The sequence below is a fragment of the Prauserella muralis genome, assembly GCF_003202285.1.
Lineage (GTDB): Bacteria > Actinomycetota > Actinomycetes > Mycobacteriales > Pseudonocardiaceae > Prauserella_B > Prauserella_B muralis.
Genome location: NZ_MASW01000006.1, coordinates 71101 through 87830 on the forward strand (window position 1 = coordinate 71101; position 16730 = coordinate 87830).

Consider the following 16730-nt stretch of genomic DNA (forward strand, 5'->3'; position numbering starts at 1 on the left):
CCCACAGATGGAGACTTGATGAGCATGGCCACCAGGACGGACACAGCCTCGCCCGCCCTGCACGTCGCCGACAATCACGACATGATCCGCGTGCACGGCGCGCGCGTGAACAACCTGAAGGACGTCAGTGTCGAGCTCCCGAAGCGCAGGCTGACGGTGTTCACCGGCGTGTCCGGCTCCGGCAAGAGCTCACTGGTGTTCGGCACGATCGCCGCGGAGTCGCAGCGACTGATCAACGAGACCTACAGCGCCTTCGTGCAGGGCTTCATGCCGACGCTGGCCCGGCCCGACGTCGACGTGCTCGACGGGCTGACGACCGCGATCATCGTCGACCAGGAGCGGATGGGCTCGGACCCGCGCTCCACCGTCGGCACGGCAACCGACGCCAACGCGATGCTGCGCATCCTGTTCAGCAGGCTCGGCAAGCCGCACATCGGGTCGCCCCAGGCGTTCTCCTTCAACGTCGCCTCGGTCAGCGGCGCCGGTGCGGTGACCATGGAGCGCGGCGGGCGGACGGTGAAGGAGAAGCGCAGCTTCAGCATCACCGGCGGCATGTGCCCACGCTGCGAGGGCCGCGGGCAGGTCAACGACATCGACCTCGCCCAGCTGTACGACGAGAACAAGTCGCTGAACGAGGGCGCGGTCACCATTCCCGGCTACAGCATGGACGGCTGGTACGGCCGGATCTTCCGCGGCTGCGGCTTCTTCGATCCGGACAAGCCCATCCGCAAGTTCACCAAGAAGCAGCTCAACGACCTGCTCTACAAGGAGCCGACCAAGATCAAGGTCGACGGCATCAACCTGACGTACGCGGGTCTGGTCCCGACGATCAAGAAGTCGTTTCTGTCCAAGGACGTCGACGCGATGCAGCCGCACATCCGGGCGTTCGTGGAGCGCGTGGTCACGTTCACGACGTGTCCCGAGTGCGACGGCACGCGCCTCTCGGCCGAGGCCCGGTCGTCGAAGATCGACGGCATCAGCATCGCCGACGCCTGCGCGATGCAGATCAACGACCTCGCCGAGTGGGTGCGGGGGCTCGACGAGCCCTCCGTCGCGCCGCTGCTGACGGCGCTGCGGCACACCCTCGACTCGTTCGTCGAGATCGGACTGGGCTACCTCTCGCTCGACCGGCCGGCGGGCACGCTTTCCGGCGGCGAGGCACAGCGCACGAAGATGATCCGGCACCTCGGCTCGTCGCTCACCGACGTCACCTACGTCTTCGACGAGCCGACCATCGGGCTGCACCCGCACGACATCGAGCGGATGAACAACCTGCTGCGGCAGCTGCGCGACAAGGGCAACACGGTGCTGGTGGTGGAGCACAAGCCGGAGGTCATCGCCATCGCCGACCATGTCGTGGACCTCGGGCCGAAGGCGGGCACCGAGGGTGGGCAGGTGATGTTCGAGGGCTCCGTCGACGGCTTGTCGGCCAGTGACACGCTCACCGGCAGGCATCTGCACGACCGCGCGAGCCTGAAGCCGTCGGTGCGGACGTCGGCGGGGGCGCTGGAGGTGCGCGGCGCCACCACCCACAACCTGCGGGGCGTCGACGTCGACATCCCGCTCGGCGTGCTCACGGTCATCACCGGTGTGGCCGGCTCGGGCAAGAGCTCGCTGATCCACGGCTCGGTGGCCGGGCGCGAGGGCGTGGTGGCGATCGACCAGGGCGCCATCCGTGGCTCCCGGCGGAGCAACCCCGCGACCTACACCGGGCTGCTCGACCCGATCCGCAAGGCGTTCGCGAAGGCCAACGGCGTGAAGCCCGCGCTGTTCAGCGCCAACTCCGAGGGCGCATGCCCCAACTGCAACGGCGCGGGCGTGATCTACACCGACCTGGCGATGATGGCCGGCGTCGCCACCACCTGCGAGGAGTGCGAGGGCAAGCGGTTCCAGGCGTCGGTGCTGGAGTACAAGTTCGGGGGCCGCGACATCAGCGAGGTGCTCGCGATGTCGGTGGCCGAGGCCGAGGAGTTCTTCGGCGCGGGCGAGGCGCGCACCCCGGCCGCACACAAGATCCTGGACCGGCTCGCCGACGTCGGGCTCGGTTACCTCACCCTCGGCCAGCCGCTCACCACCCTGTCCGGCGGCGAGCGGCAGCGGCTCAAGCTGGCCACCCACATGGGCTCCGAGGGTGGGGTCTACATCCTCGACGAGCCGACGACCGGCCTGCACCTCGCCGATGTCGAGCAGCTGCTGGGCCTGCTCGACCGGCTCGTCGACTCCGGCAAATCGGTGATCGTCATCGAGCACCACCAGGCGGTGATGGCGCACGCGGACTGGATCATCGACCTCGGCCCCGGTGCGGGCCACGACGGCGGACAGATCGTCTTCGAGGGCACGCCCGCCGACCTGGTCGCCGCCCGCTCCACTCTCACCGGCGAGCACCTCGCGGCCTACGTGGACGCCTGAGCGAGCCGCCGCAGGACGAGCAGCCCGCCGATGCCGGGAACCAGCGCCGCCGCCCGCGTGCGCGGGTTCCGGCTCCGGCGGGCGGTGAGGATGACGACGAACAGGTAGGCGCAGCCGTGGGTCGGCCCGACCGCGGAGGACACCTGCGGCCAGTGCACCGTCGTGAGGTTCGCCAGCAGCACGGCCAGTGTCGCGAGTTCCGCGCCCGCCGCGAGACGCAGGGCGCGCACGAGGTTCACGGCTCACACCCCCGTGGTGGAGCCGGGCCGGACGATCATCAGCACGGTGACCACGGCCCACAGCAGGTTGAACGTGCCGGTGTACATCGCCAGCCGCGCGGGCGCCCGACCACCGGTTCCCGGCTGCGGCCGGCCGGTATCGGCTGCCGCGGTGAGCAACCGCTGCTGGCGCGGCAGCACCAGCAGCGCAAGCACGGCCGCGGCGACCGCGGTCAGCGCGATCGAGACGAGCAGCCACGCGTCGCCCAGCACGCCGAGACTGCTCGCGGTGGCGAACCCGAACACCGGAACGACGATGCCCACGGCGGCGTAGACGCGGCAGATCCGGTGCAGGGAGCGCAGGACGGCGAGGTCGCGGCCGGCGTCGGCGCCCGCCAGGGCGCGCCGCGCGGTGGCGGGGAACATGCTGGCGGCCACGGTCACGGGCCCGATCGCGACGATGGCGGCGATCACGTGCACCGAGAGCAGGAACTTCGTCACCGGCCGCCCCTCGGCCCGATGTACGCACGCAAGCGGATCAACCCTTCCCTGTTGGCGGTGACGCCGACGCTAGCCGCCCGCCCCGCCTGGCGTAACCGGCTGGATTGCCAGCTTCCACCGGATTCTCGCCACCAAGATCACCTGTGCTTCCCCCCGGAAATCCTGGTCACCGCCGTTGGCGGGAACTCGCCGGGCACCTAACCTGTCGCCATGCACACCGTGGCGGTGCTCGCCCTGGACAAGGTCATCCCGTTCGACCTGGCCACGCCGATGGAGGTGTTCACCCGCACGCGGCTGCCCGACGGGCGCCCCGCCTACCGCGTGTGGGTCTGCGGCGCGGCACCGGCCGTCGACGCCGGGGCGTTCACCCTGCAGGCGCACCGGGGACTGGGCGCGCTCGGGGAGGCCGACACGATCATCGTGCCCGGCTGTGCCGAGCCCACCGCGCCGGTCGCGGACGACGTTCTCGCCGCCCTGCGCCGGGCCGCGGCGGGTGGCACCCGCATCGCGTCGATCTGCACCGGGGCCTTCACCCTCGCCGCCACGGGACTGCTCGACGGCCTGCGCGCGACGACGCACTGGCTCGCCGCGGGCCTGCTCGCCGAGCGCCATCCGGCCATCGACGTCGATCCGGACGTCCTGTACGTGGACAACGGCCGGCTGCTCACGTCGGCGGGAGCCGCGGCGGGGCTCGACCTGTGCCTGCACCTGATCCGCCGCGACCACGGCTCCGCCGTGGCGGCCGACGCGGCGAGGCTGTCGGTCATGCCGCTGGAACGGGAAGGCGGGCAGGCGCAGTTCATCGTCCACGACCAGCCTCCCACCCCGCGAGGGTCCGTGCTGGAGCCCGTGCTGCGCTGGATGGAGGACAACGCCGCGAACGACCTCACCCTCGGCGACATCGCGGCGCACGCGGGCATGAGCACGCGCACGCTCAACCGCCGGTTCCGTGAGCAGACCGGCACGACCCCGCTGCAATGGCTGCTGCGCAGCCGCATCCGGCATGCGCAGTACCTGCTCGAAGCCACCGACCACTCCGTCGACCGCATCGCGGCCCAGGCCGGGTTTGGCTCGCCCACCGCGTTCCGCGACCGCTTCAAACGGATCGTGGGCACCAGCCCGCACGCCTACCGCGCCGCCTTCCGGAGGCTGCCCGCCGGCTGATCAGGTGCCTACCGCTGCCCGGCGGGCCGCACGATCAGCTCGTTGACGTCGACTCCGGCGGGTTGCCCGATCGCGTAGGAGATGGCGTCGGCGATCGCGTCGGCGGGCAGCGCGTTCGCCCGGTACGTGCGCATCATCTCCTTCGCGCCCGGCTCGGTGATGGAGTCGGCCAGCTCGGACTCGACGACGCCGGGCGACACGGTGGTCACCCTGATGGCCGGGTCGAGTTCCTGGCGCAGGCCCTCGGTGATCGCCCACGCGGCGAACTTCGTGCCGGAGTACACGGCGCTGGTGGGCACCACCTCGTGCGCGCCGATGGAGGCGACCGTGACGAAGTGGCCACTGCCCTGTCGCTGGAAGTGCGGCAGGGCGGCGGCGATGCCGTGCAGCACACCGCGGATGTTGACGTCGATCATCCGGTTCCACTCGTCGACGAGCAGAGAGTCCAACCGGGACAGTGGCATGACACCGGCGTTGTTGACGATGACGTCGATCCGGCCGTGCTCGCGTACGGCGCCGTCGGCGAACGCGGCGACGTCGTGGCGGTCGGTGACGTCGAGCACGCGGGTGTCGACGCTGCCGCCCTTGTCGCGGATCTGGGTGGCGATGGCCGAAAGGCGATCCTCGCGGCGTGCCCCGATGACCACGTGGTGCCCCTCGGCGGCGAGGCGCAGCGCGGTCGCCTCACCGATGCCGCTGCTGGCTCCGGTGACGAGGACGACCTTGGAGTGACTCTCGTTCGGCATGACGTTCCTTTCTTGCGCAAGCCGTCGATTGTGGACACGACGGGCCGAGACCCGTGGCGCGCTGCGGCACGGGCACTGGACGAGGGGGTGCGCCCGTGACCGGTCACCGGCGCCGACTCCAAGACTAGGTCGGCGGAGCCATCCCGGACACGCCTGAGAGTGGCCGCGTCACTCCCATGCTCGCCACCCCCTCCCGCGAGCTCCCCAATGTGGCATTCGTAGCGCTCAACGCCACCAATGCGGCATTCGTAGCGTTCAACGCCACCAATGCCGCATTGGGGAGCTTGTCGCGCGCGGGGCCGGTCAGCCGCCCGCGGTCACCAGTGTCAGGCCGAAGGCGTCGAGGGCCTCTCCGACCGGCTGGAAGAACGTCACGCCGCCACCGGTGCAGTCGCCGGAACCACCCGACGTCAGCCCCTGCGCCTGGGTGCCGCTGAGGTAGGCACCCCCGGAGTCACCCGGCTCGGCGCACACGGTGGTCCGGGTGAGCCCGCTGACGATGTCGCCGTTGCCGTAGTTGACGGTCTGGTCGAACGCCGTCACCTCGCCGCAGAAGAACCCGGTGGTGGAGCCGGACCGGCAGATCGAGGCGCCGACCGGCGCCTGCTCGGAGCCGGTGATCTCCACGGTGGTGCCGTCGTAGCGGTTCACCAGCGGGGTGAGCGTGGCGCCGGGTGCGGTGACGTCGACCAGCCCGAAGTCGCCCTCGGCGCCGAACGTGCTCTCGCTGATCGGGCCGATCTCCCGGCCGTCGGCGTCGAGCGCGGTGCCACCACCCTCCGTGCAGTGTCCCGCGGTGAGGAAATGCTCGCCACCGTCGGCGCCGGTCGCGGAGAAGCCGATCGAGCACCGCCCCGCGCCGACGGTGAAGGGATCGCCGCCGACGATGTCGGCGAGCGGACGTGGCGCCTCCGTGGTCCAGTCCGCCCGCACGGGCATGCCACCCGCACGCAACGTGCCGACGAGCCGGTCGGCGTCCTCGCTGCGCCGCGTGGAGTCGATCTCGACTACCACGCTGTTGCTGCTCGGCTCGACGTACCAGCCGGTCACCTCGTCCGGCACGGCCCCGCCCATGCGGTCGAGCCTGCCGGCGGCCGCTCTCAGCTCGGCGAGGCCGTGCTCGACGACGCGGGCCTGCGCGCCCGCCTGCCGGACCGGCGCCGTGGCCTCCGCCTCGGTGACGCCGACGACGAGCGTGCCCGCCGCGTCGTCGAACCACGCGCCCGCGTAGCGCTCGCCGAGCGTGGTGCTCAGCGAACGTGCCGCGTCCGCCGCCGAGGCCTCCGCGCGCAGCCGGTCGGCGACCTGCGTTTCGGTGAGGCCGAGGTCCCGTTGCAGGGCCGCCACCACCTCGCCCTGCACGGGCGCGGTGTCCTCCGGCGGCGCCGGCTGACCCGCGAACGCCGGAACGGCGAGCGCCGCGGCGACACCGGTGACGAGCATCGTGGCGGCGGTCAGCGGAACGGCCTTCTTGCGTTCGTAGTTGTGTCGGCCCATGGGGCTGCCTCCTCGGGCGTCGGGGTCGCTCGCGACGCACACGGCCGCGGGCGGCGCACCGGTTCAGGCCGGCGTGACCGACGGGAAACGTTGACAGCGGCTGGCAGGGTTCACTCCTACGGTCCACACTCATGACCACGTGGAAGGAATTCACCGAGGCGGCCCCGCACATCTCCGCCGTCTTCGCACGCAGGTACGCGGCGACCGGAAACCTGTGCCTGCTCGCGACACTGCGCTCGGACGGCTACCCCCGGATCAGCCCGCTCGAGCCCCGGATGTTCGAGGACGAGCTGTGGCTCGTCGGCATGCCGCACACCACGAAGTTCCACGATCTCGCCCGTGATCCGCGGTTCTGCCTGCACACCGCCACCGTCGACACGCAGGTGAGCGACGGCGACGCGAAGCTGTGGGGCGTGGTGCGGGATGTGACCGACCCCGGCGTCCAGCAGCGCTTCGCCGCCGACCTGTTCGACAGGACCGGCTTCGACATCAGGGGCATGGCCTTCGATCACTTCTACGCGGCCGACCTCACCGGGGCGTCGGCGGTCGAGGTCGGCGACGGGAGCCTGCGGGTGACGATCTGGAAGCCGGGAGAGGCGGAGCGGGTCGTGCGCAAGCGCTGAGCCCCGCGCCGCACCCCTCACGCGGCAAGGCCGAGCACCAGCGACGCCACGACTGGGGCGGCGTAGATCATCGGGAACGCGACGTGGGCGTAGGCGCGGGCCCGCACCACGGTGACGACGGCACCAGCGAAGTAGAGCACCAGCCCGGTCGCGGCGAGCAGCCCGAGGACCGGAGCGAACAACCCGGCCAGCAGGCCTGCCGCGCCGGCGGCCTTGGCGGTGCCCAGCCACGGCCACCACGTGCGGGGAACGCCGTAGTCGGCGAGCGGCTGCACCACCCACGGGGCACGGGCGAACACGGAGCCGGCCGAGAACGCGGCCATGGCGGCTCCCAGGAGCGTGACGACGAGGTGGGCGGTGGACATGAGCTGCTCCTCACGGGTCGGTGACAGGTGTGTCGCAGCTTTGAACCCGCGCGAGCGGAGAATGTGACCGCTCAGCCGCGCAGGGCCCTCGCGGGCTCGGCCCAGTGGCGCGCGCCTGCCCTTGCCGCGACGGCGGCGGCCTGCTCGGCGTGGTCGGCGGCCTCGCGGTGCCTGCCGAGCGCGGAGGCCAGCAGGCCGAGGTAGTGCGCGACGGGGCGCAGGGTCACCAGCCCGCTGCCCGCTCCGGCGAGTTCGTCCGCCGCGGGCAGCAGCGCGGTGTGGAGGCGGTCCATCGCGGGCCGGTCGCCGAGGGCCACCGCCGTGAGCGCGTGCAGGCCGAGCCGCGCCTCCAGCAGCAGGTCGGGTGGCGACTCGGGAATCGCCGCGGCGGCCTGCCTCGCCTCCGCGGTCCGTCCCCGCGCGAGCAACAGCAGCGGACGGCACCAGGGCGCGTAGCCGCCGAAATTCGCATCCGGCTCCGTCTCGGGGGGAAGTCCCTGCTGAAGACGGTGGCACAGCAACGCGAACGGCCCGATGCCGTTGTCCATTCCGGACATGCCGGTGCCGCCGAGCCGCGCGGCCGCCACCCGGTACGCGGCCTGCGCCTCGGCGTCGCGTCCGGCCACGGACGCACGCAGTGCGGCGTACCAGCCGGTGAACACGCCCACCAGCGGCAGCCGGTGGCGCTCGGCGAGGTCGTCGGCGGCGTTGGCGTGCCGGTCGGCGGCACCGAAGTGGGCCGGCGCCGCGTGTGCCTGGACGAGCACGAGGTGGCCCAGCACCTCGAAGCCGCCCAGTTCGCTGCGCGCGGCCAGCTCGGTCAGCTCCGCACCGATGGCCGCGCGCCGCGGTGCGAGCCCGGCCCGCTCGAACGACTGCATGAACCGGGCGTTGAGCGCGAAGGCGAGCACGGCAGGATCGTCGAGCCCTCTGGCGAGGCGCTCGGCCTCCTCCGCGGCGGCACGGGCCCGCTCACCGCCGGTGCTGCGCAGTTCGAGCGCGAGCGTGGCCAGCAGGCGGGCCCGGTCGGCGACCCGCTCGGGCGGCAGGGCCGCCAGCGTCCGCTCGGTCACCTCGGCCACCCGCGCCGCCAGCGCGGGGTCGTCGTGCTCGGTCCAGACGGCGGGCACGTCGAAGGCGGCGATCGCCCTGGCGGTGAGGGCGGGGTCGCCCACGGACTCGGCAAGGGCGAGCGCCTCGGCGCGGTGCGTGCGGGCACGGCCGAGCTCGCCGGTGAACGCGAGCGCGCGGACGAGTCCCATGAGCAGGGTCAGGCGCCGCCGGGGTTCGTCGTCGCCCGCCCGCTCGTGCGCGGCGAGGGCGGCCTGCCACAACCGTGCGGCCTCGTGCGGGGCGAAGCGCGCCTCGGCCCGCTCGGCGGCCGCCTGGGCGTAGTGGGCGGCGCGGGCGTCCGTGCCGGCGGTACCCGCGAGCAGGAAGTGCTGGGCCAGCGCGTCGACGTCGCCGGGGCGCAGGCGTTCGAGCAGGTCGGCGACGGCGGCATGCCAGCCTGCCCTGCGGGACTCCGAAAGGTCCTCGTAGAGCGCGTCGCGCACGAGGGCGTGCGCGAACCGGAACCGCCGCGCGCCCTGCTCGACGAGGAACCCGCGCCGCAGAGCCGTCTCGGCGGCGTCGAGCACCCGCTCCGGCCCGCCCGCCAGCGAAGCGAGCAGGTCGAGGTCGAACTCGGCGCCCAGCACGGTGGCCCGGCGCAGGACGTCCTGGACGGCCTCGGGCAGGGCGGCCACGCGGTACCGGACGACGTCGCGCACGCCGGGTGGTGCGCCGGTGAGCCGGTCGGCGCCCTCGCCGTCGAGCAGCCGGGCCAGTTCCCGCACGAAGAACGGGTTGCCCCCGCTGCGGCGGTGGATGCGCCGCGCCGTGGCGTCGTCCACGGCGGGCCCGGCCAGTGCGCGCACGAGGTCGCTCACCGCGCCGGCGGACAGCCCGCCGAGGTAGATCCGGGTGGGCTGGACGCGGGCCACCCGGCCCAGCAGGGCCGCGAGCGGCCCGGAGAGCTCGGTCGCCCGGTAGGTCGCGACGAGCAGTACCGGCCCCGGCACGGGGTCGGTGCTCAGCGATGCCAGCAGCTCCAGCGTGGCCTCACCCGCCCAGTGCAGGTCGTCCAGCACCAGCAGCAGCGGCTGGGAGCGGGCGGCACCGGCGAGGTAGGCGGCGACGTCCTGCTGCCAGTGGAACCGTGCGGTCAGCGGGTCGCCCGGCCGGGGTGCGGGCGGCGGCCCGTTCCCGGACTCGGCGAGCGCGTCGAGAATGCGTGTCCACGGCCAGCCCGCGGGCACGCCCTCGTGCTCGGGGCTGGCACCCCACGCGGTGGTCCAGCCGCGGGCGGCCAGCCGGGTGGCGAGGGTCTCGGCCAGCGCGGTCTTGCCCGCACCGGCCTCTCCGGACAGCAGCACGAGCCGCAGCCGTCCGTGGGCCGCGGTGTCCGCGGCGGCCTCGTCCAGCGCGGCCAGCTCGGCGGTGCGGCCGACGAGGCCGGGCCCGGCCCCGGCCGCGTCCCCGCCCGACCCGGGTGGCGGGTCGAGGTGGCCGGCGTGGGCGAGGACGTCGGCCTCCAGCCGCGCCAGCGCGGGCCCCGGGTCGACGCCGAGGTCCTCGGCCAGCACGGCACGCGCCCGGCGCAGGGCGGTGAGCGCGTCGCCCTGCCGCCCGGCCCGGTACAGCGCGAGCGCGAGCAGCCGCCACGCTCCCTCCCGCCACGGATGACCGTCCACCTGCGACTCCAGCTCGGGGACGGCCTCGGCGGCGCGGCCCAGCTCCAGCAGTGCCTCCGCACGCCGTTCCCAGGCCAGCAGGCGCAGTTCCTCCAGCCGCGACGCCTCGGCACGCGCCCACGGGTGCTCGGCGAACTCGGCGTACGCGGGTCCGCGCCACAGCCCGAGGGCCTCGTCGGCTTTCGTGAGTGCCGCGCGGGCCTGCCCGGCGGCGAGGAGATCGCCACACGCGGTGAGCGCGGTCTCGAACCGCCACGCGTCCACCGCGTCCGGTTCCGCGCGCAGGGCGTAGCCGGGGGCGACCGTGACGAGCAGCCGGGCGGGCGTGCGGGGCGGGCGCTGCGGCTCCAGCGCCTTGCGCAGCGCGGCGACGAAGGTCTGGATCGCCCCGGCCGCCCGCTCGGGAGGGTCGTCCCACAGGTCGGCGGCCAGCCGCTCCACGGGCACGACCCGTCCCCTGGCGACGAGCAGCCTGGCCAGCACCGCACGATGCCGCGGCCCCTTGAGGGCGAGCGGGCCGTGCGCGTCCTCGGCGACGAGGGGCCCGAGCACGCCGAACCGCACCGACGAGGCCATCGGCTCCCTTCCCGACCGTGCTCAGCGCGCGCTGACCGGTTGCTGATCGAACGCTGCCACGCTGGTCAGAGCGTCCCACAACAGAGATCGGAAAGGCCGGACCCACCCCTCATGCGCATCACCGGATTCGACTACCAGCGCGTCGGCGTGGCCGACGGCGTCACGCTCAACGCGGCCGTCGGCGGCAGCGGCAGCCCCGTCGTGCTGCTGCACGGCTTCCCGCAGACCCACCTGATGTGGCGGCACGTCGCGGCCGACCTCGCCGCCGACCACACCGTCATCTGCCCGGACCTGCGTGGCTACGGCGACAGCGACAAACCGGCAGGTGAAGGGCAGGCGTACGCGAAGCGGACCATGGCCGCCGACATCGTCGCGCTGGCCCGCGCGCTCGGGCACGAGCGGTTCGCGCTGGCCGGTCACGACCGCGGCGCGCTCGTGGCGCTGCGCGCCGGGCTGGACCACCCGGACGCGATCAGCCGCCTCGCGCTGCTCGACGTGCTGCCCACCCTGGACATGTGGGACGTGCTGCACGGCGTCAACGCGGCCGTGGCGTTCCACCTGTACCTCATGGCGCAACCGCCGGGACTGCCGGAGCGGCTCATCGCGGGCAGCCCGGACGCGTTCTTCGGCCACTTCCTGGACGCGTGGGTGCGCGACCCGGACGCGATCCCCGCCGACGTGCGGGCCGCCTACCTGACGGCCTCGCGCGAGGCGGTGCCCTCGATCGTCGCCGACTACCGCGCCTCGGCCACCGTCGACATCGAGCACGATGCCGCGGACCGGCAGGTGGGCAACCGGCTCCGGATGCCGGTGACCGTGCTCCAGCAGGACTGGGGCGCCGCGCTCGGCTACGACGCGGCCGCACTGTGGCGGGCATGGGCGCCGGATCTGCACCACGGCACCGTGTCGTGCGGGCACTTCATGGCCGAGGAGGACCCGGCGACGATCGTCAAGGCACTGCGCGACCTGCTCGCCCGCTGACCACGCGGGCCGGTCAGTTCGGCCGGTAGCGGGCCCGCAGGTGGAACCGCTCCCCCTGCGGGCCCAGGATGCTCAGGTACTCCACCGGCTCGGTGCCCGCGTTGCCGAACCAGTGCGGCAGGTGCGTGTCGAACTCGGCGACCTCACCGGGTTCCAGCACGAGGTCCTGGTCACCGAGAATCAGCCGCAGCCGCCCGTTGAGCACGTAGAGCCAGTGATAGCCCTCGTGCGAGCGCGGGTCCGGATCGCAGTGGGGCCCGTCCGGCGGCAGGATGTGCTTGAACACCTGCAGCCCGCCGGGCTTGCGGGTGAGCGGCAGGACGGTCATCCCGTTCCGCCGGATCGGCCGCGGGTACAGGCGCGGATCGCCCGTCTGCGGGGCGTCGACCAGTTCGTCCAGCGGCACCTGGTAGGCCTTGGCCAGCGGCAGCAGCAGTTCGAGGCTGGGCCTGCGCTGTCCCGACTCCAGCCGGGAGAGCGTGCTCACCGGGATGCCGGTGGTCTCCGACAGCGTCGCCAGGGTAGCCCCGTGCTTGCGGCGCAGTGCCCGCAGCCGGGGCCCCACGGCGCTCAGCACCTGGTCGAACTCGTCCTCCGCCATGGCTCTATTGCAGTTTTGGCAAATAAGTTTGTCAACTCTTCATGACCGGGTGCACTGTCGGTCACGGAGGTGGTCACGATGACCGAACAGGAGCTGATGGGGAACCGGCACGACTACGACGTGGTGATCGTCGGCGGCGGGGCGGCCGGGCTGAGCGCCGCGCTGACCCTCGGGCGGGTGCGGCGCTCGGTGCTGGTGGTCGACAGCGGGCAACCCCGCAACGCACCCGCGGAGCACATGCACGGCTTCCTCTCCCGCGACGGCATGCCGCCCGGCTCGCTGCTGGAGCGGGGACGGCACGAGGTGGCCGCATACGGCGTGACGGTCGTGACCGGCGCGGCCGTCTCCGCGTCCGGGAAGCCGGACGACTTCACCGTCGTGCTGGGTGACGAGCGGCGGGTGCGGGCCCGCAGGCTGCTGGTCACCACCGGGGGCGTCGACGAACTGCCCGACGTCGAGGGACTCGCGGCCCGGTGGGGCCGCGACGTGGTGCACTGCCCGTACTGCCACGGATGGGAGGTGCGCGACGAACGGATCGGCGTGCTTGCCACCGGGCCGATGAGCGTGCACCAGGCCCTGCTGTTCCGGCAGCTGAGCGACGACGTGACGCTGCTGCCGCACACCGCGCCCGCGCCGGCGGGCGAGGAGGCCGAGCAGCTCGCCGCGCGCGGCATCGCCGTGGTGCCCGGCGAGGTGACCGCGCTGGAGGTCACCGCCGACCGGCTCACCGGCGTCCGGCTGACCACCGGCCAGGTGGTGCCGGTGGGCGCGCTGGCGGTCGCGTCGTACCTGCGGCCGAGGGCGGAGCTGCTGGCACCGCTCGGGCTCAAGCCGGAGCCGCACCCGAGCGGCATGGGCGAGTACATCCCGGCGGACGCGAACGGCCTGACGGCCGTGCCCGGCGTCTGGGCCGCGGGAAACGTCACCGATCTGAGCGCCAACGTGATCGCGTCCACGGCGGCGGGCGCCAGGGCCGGGGCGATGATCAACGCCGACCTGATCGCCGCCGAGGCGCGGGCCGCGGTGTCCGGCCGGCGGCAGCCGTTCTCGCACGAAGCCGAGGCCCGCAACGCCGAGCGCGTCCTCGGCACGCGCGGGCACGGTCTGGCGACCCGACAGGAATGAGCACAATGGACGAACAGTTCTGGGACGAGCGCTATCTCACCCGCGACCAGCTGTGGAGCGGCGAGCCGAACGGCGTGCTGGTGACCGAGGTGGCGGGGCTGCCGCCGGGCAGGGCGCTGGACGTGGGGTGCGGCGAGGGCGGCGACGCCTACTGGCTGGCGAGCCGGGGCTGGCGCGTCACGGCCACCGACATCTCGAAGGTGGCTCTGCGGCGCGCCGAGGCGGCGGGCGGACCGGGTGCGCCGGAGGTGACGTGGCTGCACGCGGATCTGGCGGTCACGCCGCCGGACCCGGGCGCCTACGACCTGGTGTCCGCGCAGTACTTCCCGCTGCCGCGGCAGCCGGGGCACGCGGCGCTGCACGGCCTGCTGGCCGCCGTCGCGCCGGGCGGGACACTGCTGGTCGCCTTCCACGACCTCAGCGAGGTCCACCACGACCATCAGCCCGACGTCGATCCGGCGGACTTCTACCAGCCCGCGGAGATCGCCGGCCTGCTCGACGACACGTGGGAGGTGCTTGTCAACGAGACCCGGCCGCGGGCCCGGCCGGCCCCACCGGGGACGGGCCACACCCGCGACACCGTCCTGCGGGCGCGCCGCATCCGCTAGAGGCGGGCGACCAGGTCGCTCGACCGGCCCGCCAGCAGGCGGGTGAGCAACGGCGCCCGGGACATGCGCAGCATGGCGTGCCGCAGGTGCAGCCGCGTCCGCGAGCCGGGGACGAACCACTGGGCAGTGGACCTGCCGACCCGCTGCTTCTCCTCGACGACCGGTCGCCACAGTCGCTCGTAGTGTGCGAGCGCTGTGGCGACCGGCGCCTGCCCGGCCAGCTGGTCGGCCAGCACGTAGGCACCGGCGATGCCGAGCGAGGCGCCCTGCCCGGCGAGCAGGGAGACGGCGTAGGCGGCGTCGCCGAGCAGCGCGACCCGGCCCGCCGACCACGCCGGCATGCGGATCTGCGCCACCTGGTCGTAGTAGATCGCCTCCGGTGGCGGGCAGGCCTCGAGCGCGTCGGGGACCAGCCAGCCCAGCCCGGCGTAGGTGTCGCGCAGGGCGGCGCGAGGATCACGCGGCAGGGCAGGGTCCGGGTCGCGGTGCACGGCGAACGCCGCCACGCGGCCGTCGCGGAGCCCGTAGAGCCCGAACTGCCGGTTCACGCTGTCGGTGAGGCAGAACCGGCCGGACAGCGCGGCGTGGATGTGCGGCGCGTCCAGGGTGAACGCGGCCGTGTGCAGGCCGAGATGGCGCAGGAACCGTTCTTCGGGCCCGAACAGCAGGTCGCGCACCGTCGAGTGGATGCCGTCCGCGCCGACGAGCAGGTCGGCGTCGAGTTCCTCGCCGGTGCCGAGCGTTACCCGCACGCCGCCGGGCCGTGCGGTGACGGCGTGCGGGGTGGTGCCGAACCGGAGGTCGACGCCGGGCGGCAGGTGCTCGCGCAGCACGCGCTCCAGGTCCGGCCGCAGCACGCTCAGCAGCCTGCCTCCGGCAAAGCGCGACGGCGGAACCCCTGCCGTGCGGTCGCCGTGCTCGTCCACGAAGGTGACCTCGTCGATCCGGTAGGCGACGTCCTCCACGGCGGGCAGCAGACCCATTCTCTCGACGGCGTCGTAGCCGGGACCGAAGAAGTCGATCAGGTAGCCCTGCCGTCGTGGCCCCGGAGCCCTTTCCAGCAGCACGACGTCCCCGCCGAGCGCGGCCATGCGGCTCGCCATGGTGAGCCCGGCCAGGCCTGCTCCGCAGATCACGATCCTCATGCGGTGTGCTCCCTCACGTGTTGCGGGCGGACGAGCCGGTGCAGGACGGACGCCACCGCCGTCAGGTCGGGTCCGCTGCCGAGCCCGCGATGCAGGAACACGCCGTCGAGCGTGGCCGCGAGGACGGCGGCGGTGTCGGCGGGCGCGGCGACGCCGTGCTCGCCGAGCCTGCGGGCGAGCCGGCCGCGGAACTCGGTCACGAGCGTGCCGATCTGCTCGCGCAGCCCGTCGTCGCGGGAGGCGGCGAGGTAGGACTCGACGACCAGCAGCAGCGTCGGGTCGCTACCGGCCACCTCCTGCGCCGAGGCGAGCACCGCGTCGATCACCTCGGCGGCGCTCGCGGCGCCGTCGAGCACCGCGTCCAGCTCGTCCAGCACGCGCCGCATCACGTCCAACGCCGCCTCGTTCAGCACCGCCGACACCGAGGGGAAGTGGTAGTGCACCACGCTCGGCGTCACCCCCGCCCGCTCGGCCAGCACGCGCGTGCTCACCGCCGTCCAGCCTCGTTCGGGGATCAGCTCGGCAGCGGCCGCCAGCAGCCGTTGCCGTACCTCGCGGCCGCGGGCCGCCGCCGGGGAGCTCATACCGCCATCCCTTCGGACGCTCGTCCTGTACAAGCGTCCTGTACGACTGCCCTAACCGTAGGGCACGGCAGCGCGCCGGCGCAAACCCGGTCGCCAGGGCAGGAATATTCGGTTGGCGGCGATGCTTGGATGGGATCGTGGACCTCTCGACGTTTCTCGCGTTCCTGGCCGCCGCGGCGCTGATCAGCCTCGTGCCGGGCCCGGACATGATGTTCGTCGCGGCACATGGCATGGCGAAGGGACCGAAGGCCGGCGTGGTCGCCGCGCTCGGCATGTCGACCGGGCTGGCCGTGCACACGGTGGCGGCGGCGTCCGGACTCGGCGTGCTGCTGCAGGCCGCACCCGCCGTGCTCGACGCCGTCCGGCTGCTCGGCGCGGCGTTCCTGCTGTACCTGGCCTGGAGCACGCTGCGCTCGGCGCGGGAGCGGGTGAAGAGCGAGGCGGACCCGGCCCTCGGCGCCGCCGCGGCGCGACCGTTGCGCAAGACCTACGTCATGGCGGTGCTCACCAACCTCGCCAACCCGAAGGTCGTGCTGTTCTACCTGGCGTTCTTCCCGCAGTTCGTCGCCGTGGACGGCAGCATGCCGGTGTGGGCGCAGTTCCTCGTCCTCGGCGCGGCGTTCATCGTCGTCGGCTTCGCGGTGGACGGCTCGGTGGGGCTCGCCACGGGCACGCTGTCGGCGCTGCTGCTGCGCCGTCCTTCCGTGCAGCGCTGGCTCGACCGCATCTCGGCGGCGATCTTCGCCGGGCTCGCCGCCCGCCTGGTGGCGGACCAAGCCCGATAGCGCCCACCGTCCACACCGGACGGACGACGCACCGTCCGAAACCCGCCAGCGAACCGGCGCCGCGCGG

At 73.4% G+C, this 16730-nt stretch carries 16 protein-coding genes; 7 read left to right on the forward strand and 9 right to left on the reverse strand.

The genetic code is table 11. The annotated features are described in order from the left end of the window. Positions 1-18 precede the first annotated feature (18 nt). On the forward strand, positions 19-2409 hold the full coding sequence (locus tag BAY60_RS25585) for an ATP-binding cassette domain-containing protein (RefSeq protein ID WP_112283696.1): 2391 nt from the start codon (positions 19-21) through the stop codon (positions 2407-2409). On the opposite strand, the gene BAY60_RS25590 is transcribed toward BAY60_RS25585, so the two are convergent. Both BAY60_RS25590 and BAY60_RS25595 read right to left on the reverse strand, forming a co-directional pair. Next, the gene (locus BAY60_RS25590; RefSeq protein WP_211330468.1) at positions 2394-2648 is read right to left on the reverse strand and encodes a DUF3817 domain-containing protein; all 255 of its coding nucleotides are present in this window, start codon (positions 2646-2648) and stop codon (positions 2394-2396) included. The genes BAY60_RS25585 and BAY60_RS25590 overlap by 16 nt on opposite strands. Before the next feature lie 3 nt (positions 2649-2651). After that, positions 2652-3128: a DUF2269 family protein gene (locus BAY60_RS25595; protein ID WP_112283697.1), complete on the reverse strand. Its 477-nt coding sequence runs from the start codon at positions 3126-3128 to the stop codon at positions 2652-2654. Between the two features lie 210 nt (positions 3129-3338). Here BAY60_RS25595 and BAY60_RS25600 point away from each other — a divergent pair, with 210 nt between their 5' ends. After that, on the forward strand, positions 3339-4292 hold the full coding sequence (locus BAY60_RS25600) for a GlxA family transcriptional regulator (RefSeq protein WP_112283699.1): 954 nt from the start codon (positions 3339-3341) through the stop codon (positions 4290-4292). 8 nt (positions 4293-4300) lie between these two features. Here BAY60_RS25600 and BAY60_RS25605 read toward each other — a convergent pair whose 3' ends face one another. Further along, positions 4301-5038, reverse strand: coding sequence for an SDR family oxidoreductase (locus BAY60_RS25605; protein WP_112283700.1), 738 nt, complete (start codon positions 5036-5038; stop codon positions 4301-4303). A 303-nt stretch (positions 5039-5341) separates the two neighbouring features. After that, the gene (locus tag BAY60_RS25610) at positions 5342-6535 is read right to left on the reverse strand and encodes a S1 family peptidase (RefSeq protein WP_112283702.1); all 1194 of its coding nucleotides are present in this window, start codon (positions 6533-6535) and stop codon (positions 5342-5344) included. 131 nt (positions 6536-6666) lie between these two features. On the opposite strand from BAY60_RS25610, the gene BAY60_RS25615 reads away from it, so the two are divergent. Further along, positions 6667-7158 (forward strand): pyridoxamine 5'-phosphate oxidase family protein, encoded by a 492-nt coding sequence (locus tag BAY60_RS25615; RefSeq protein WP_112283704.1) that lies wholly within the window; start codon positions 6667-6669, stop codon positions 7156-7158. Positions 7159-7175: 17 nt separating this feature from the next. Here the strand turns inward: BAY60_RS25615 and BAY60_RS25620 are convergent, their stop codons facing one another. Next, entirely contained in the window at positions 7176-7523 is a 348-nt protein-coding gene (locus BAY60_RS25620; protein ID WP_112283705.1) for a DoxX family protein, read from the reverse strand. A gap of 71 nt (positions 7524-7594) precedes the next feature. Continuing rightward, entirely contained in the window at positions 7595-10834 is a 3240-nt protein-coding gene (locus BAY60_RS25625) for an ATP-binding protein (RefSeq protein ID WP_112283707.1), read from the reverse strand. A gap of 111 nt (positions 10835-10945) precedes the next feature. Here BAY60_RS25625 and BAY60_RS25630 point away from each other — a divergent pair, with 111 nt between their 5' ends. Continuing rightward, complete coding sequence (locus BAY60_RS25630) at positions 10946-11815, forward strand: alpha/beta hydrolase (RefSeq protein ID WP_112283709.1); 870 nt, start codon at positions 10946-10948, stop codon at positions 11813-11815. Between the two features lie 13 nt (positions 11816-11828). On the opposite strand, the gene BAY60_RS25635 is transcribed toward BAY60_RS25630, so the two are convergent. After that, the gene (locus BAY60_RS25635; RefSeq protein WP_112283711.1) at positions 11829-12416 is read right to left on the reverse strand and encodes a helix-turn-helix domain-containing protein; all 588 of its coding nucleotides are present in this window, start codon (positions 12414-12416) and stop codon (positions 11829-11831) included. A 78-nt stretch (positions 12417-12494) separates the two neighbouring features. On the opposite strand from BAY60_RS25635, the gene BAY60_RS25640 reads away from it, so the two are divergent. Both BAY60_RS25640 and BAY60_RS25645 read left to right on the forward strand, forming a co-directional pair. Further along, positions 12495-13541 carry an NAD(P)/FAD-dependent oxidoreductase gene (locus BAY60_RS25640; protein WP_112284610.1) on the forward strand — a complete coding sequence of 349 codons (1047 nt, stop codon included), beginning with the start codon at positions 12495-12497 and terminating at the stop codon, positions 13539-13541. A gap of 5 nt (positions 13542-13546) precedes the next feature. Then, entirely contained in the window at positions 13547-14149 is a 603-nt protein-coding gene (locus tag BAY60_RS25645) for a class I SAM-dependent methyltransferase (RefSeq protein WP_112283712.1), read from the forward strand. Here the strand turns inward: BAY60_RS25645 and BAY60_RS25650 are convergent. Both BAY60_RS25650 and BAY60_RS25655 read right to left on the reverse strand, forming a co-directional pair. Further along, positions 14146-15294: an FAD-dependent monooxygenase gene (locus BAY60_RS25650; protein ID WP_112283714.1), complete on the reverse strand. Its 1149-nt coding sequence runs from the start codon at positions 15292-15294 to the stop codon at positions 14146-14148. The two genes, BAY60_RS25645 and BAY60_RS25650, sit on opposite strands and share 4 nt — an antisense overlap. After that, complete coding sequence (locus BAY60_RS25655) at positions 15291-15878, reverse strand: TetR/AcrR family transcriptional regulator (RefSeq protein WP_112283716.1); 588 nt, start codon at positions 15876-15878, stop codon at positions 15291-15293. Before BAY60_RS25655 ends, BAY60_RS25650 begins: the two co-directional genes overlap by 4 nt. Positions 15879-16015: 137 nt before the next feature. Here BAY60_RS25655 and BAY60_RS25660 point away from each other — a divergent pair, with 137 nt between their 5' ends. Further along, positions 16016-16663: a LysE family translocator gene (locus BAY60_RS25660; RefSeq protein WP_112283717.1), complete on the forward strand. Its 648-nt coding sequence runs from the start codon at positions 16016-16018 to the stop codon at positions 16661-16663. The last annotated feature ends 67 nt before the right edge of the window (positions 16664-16730 follow it).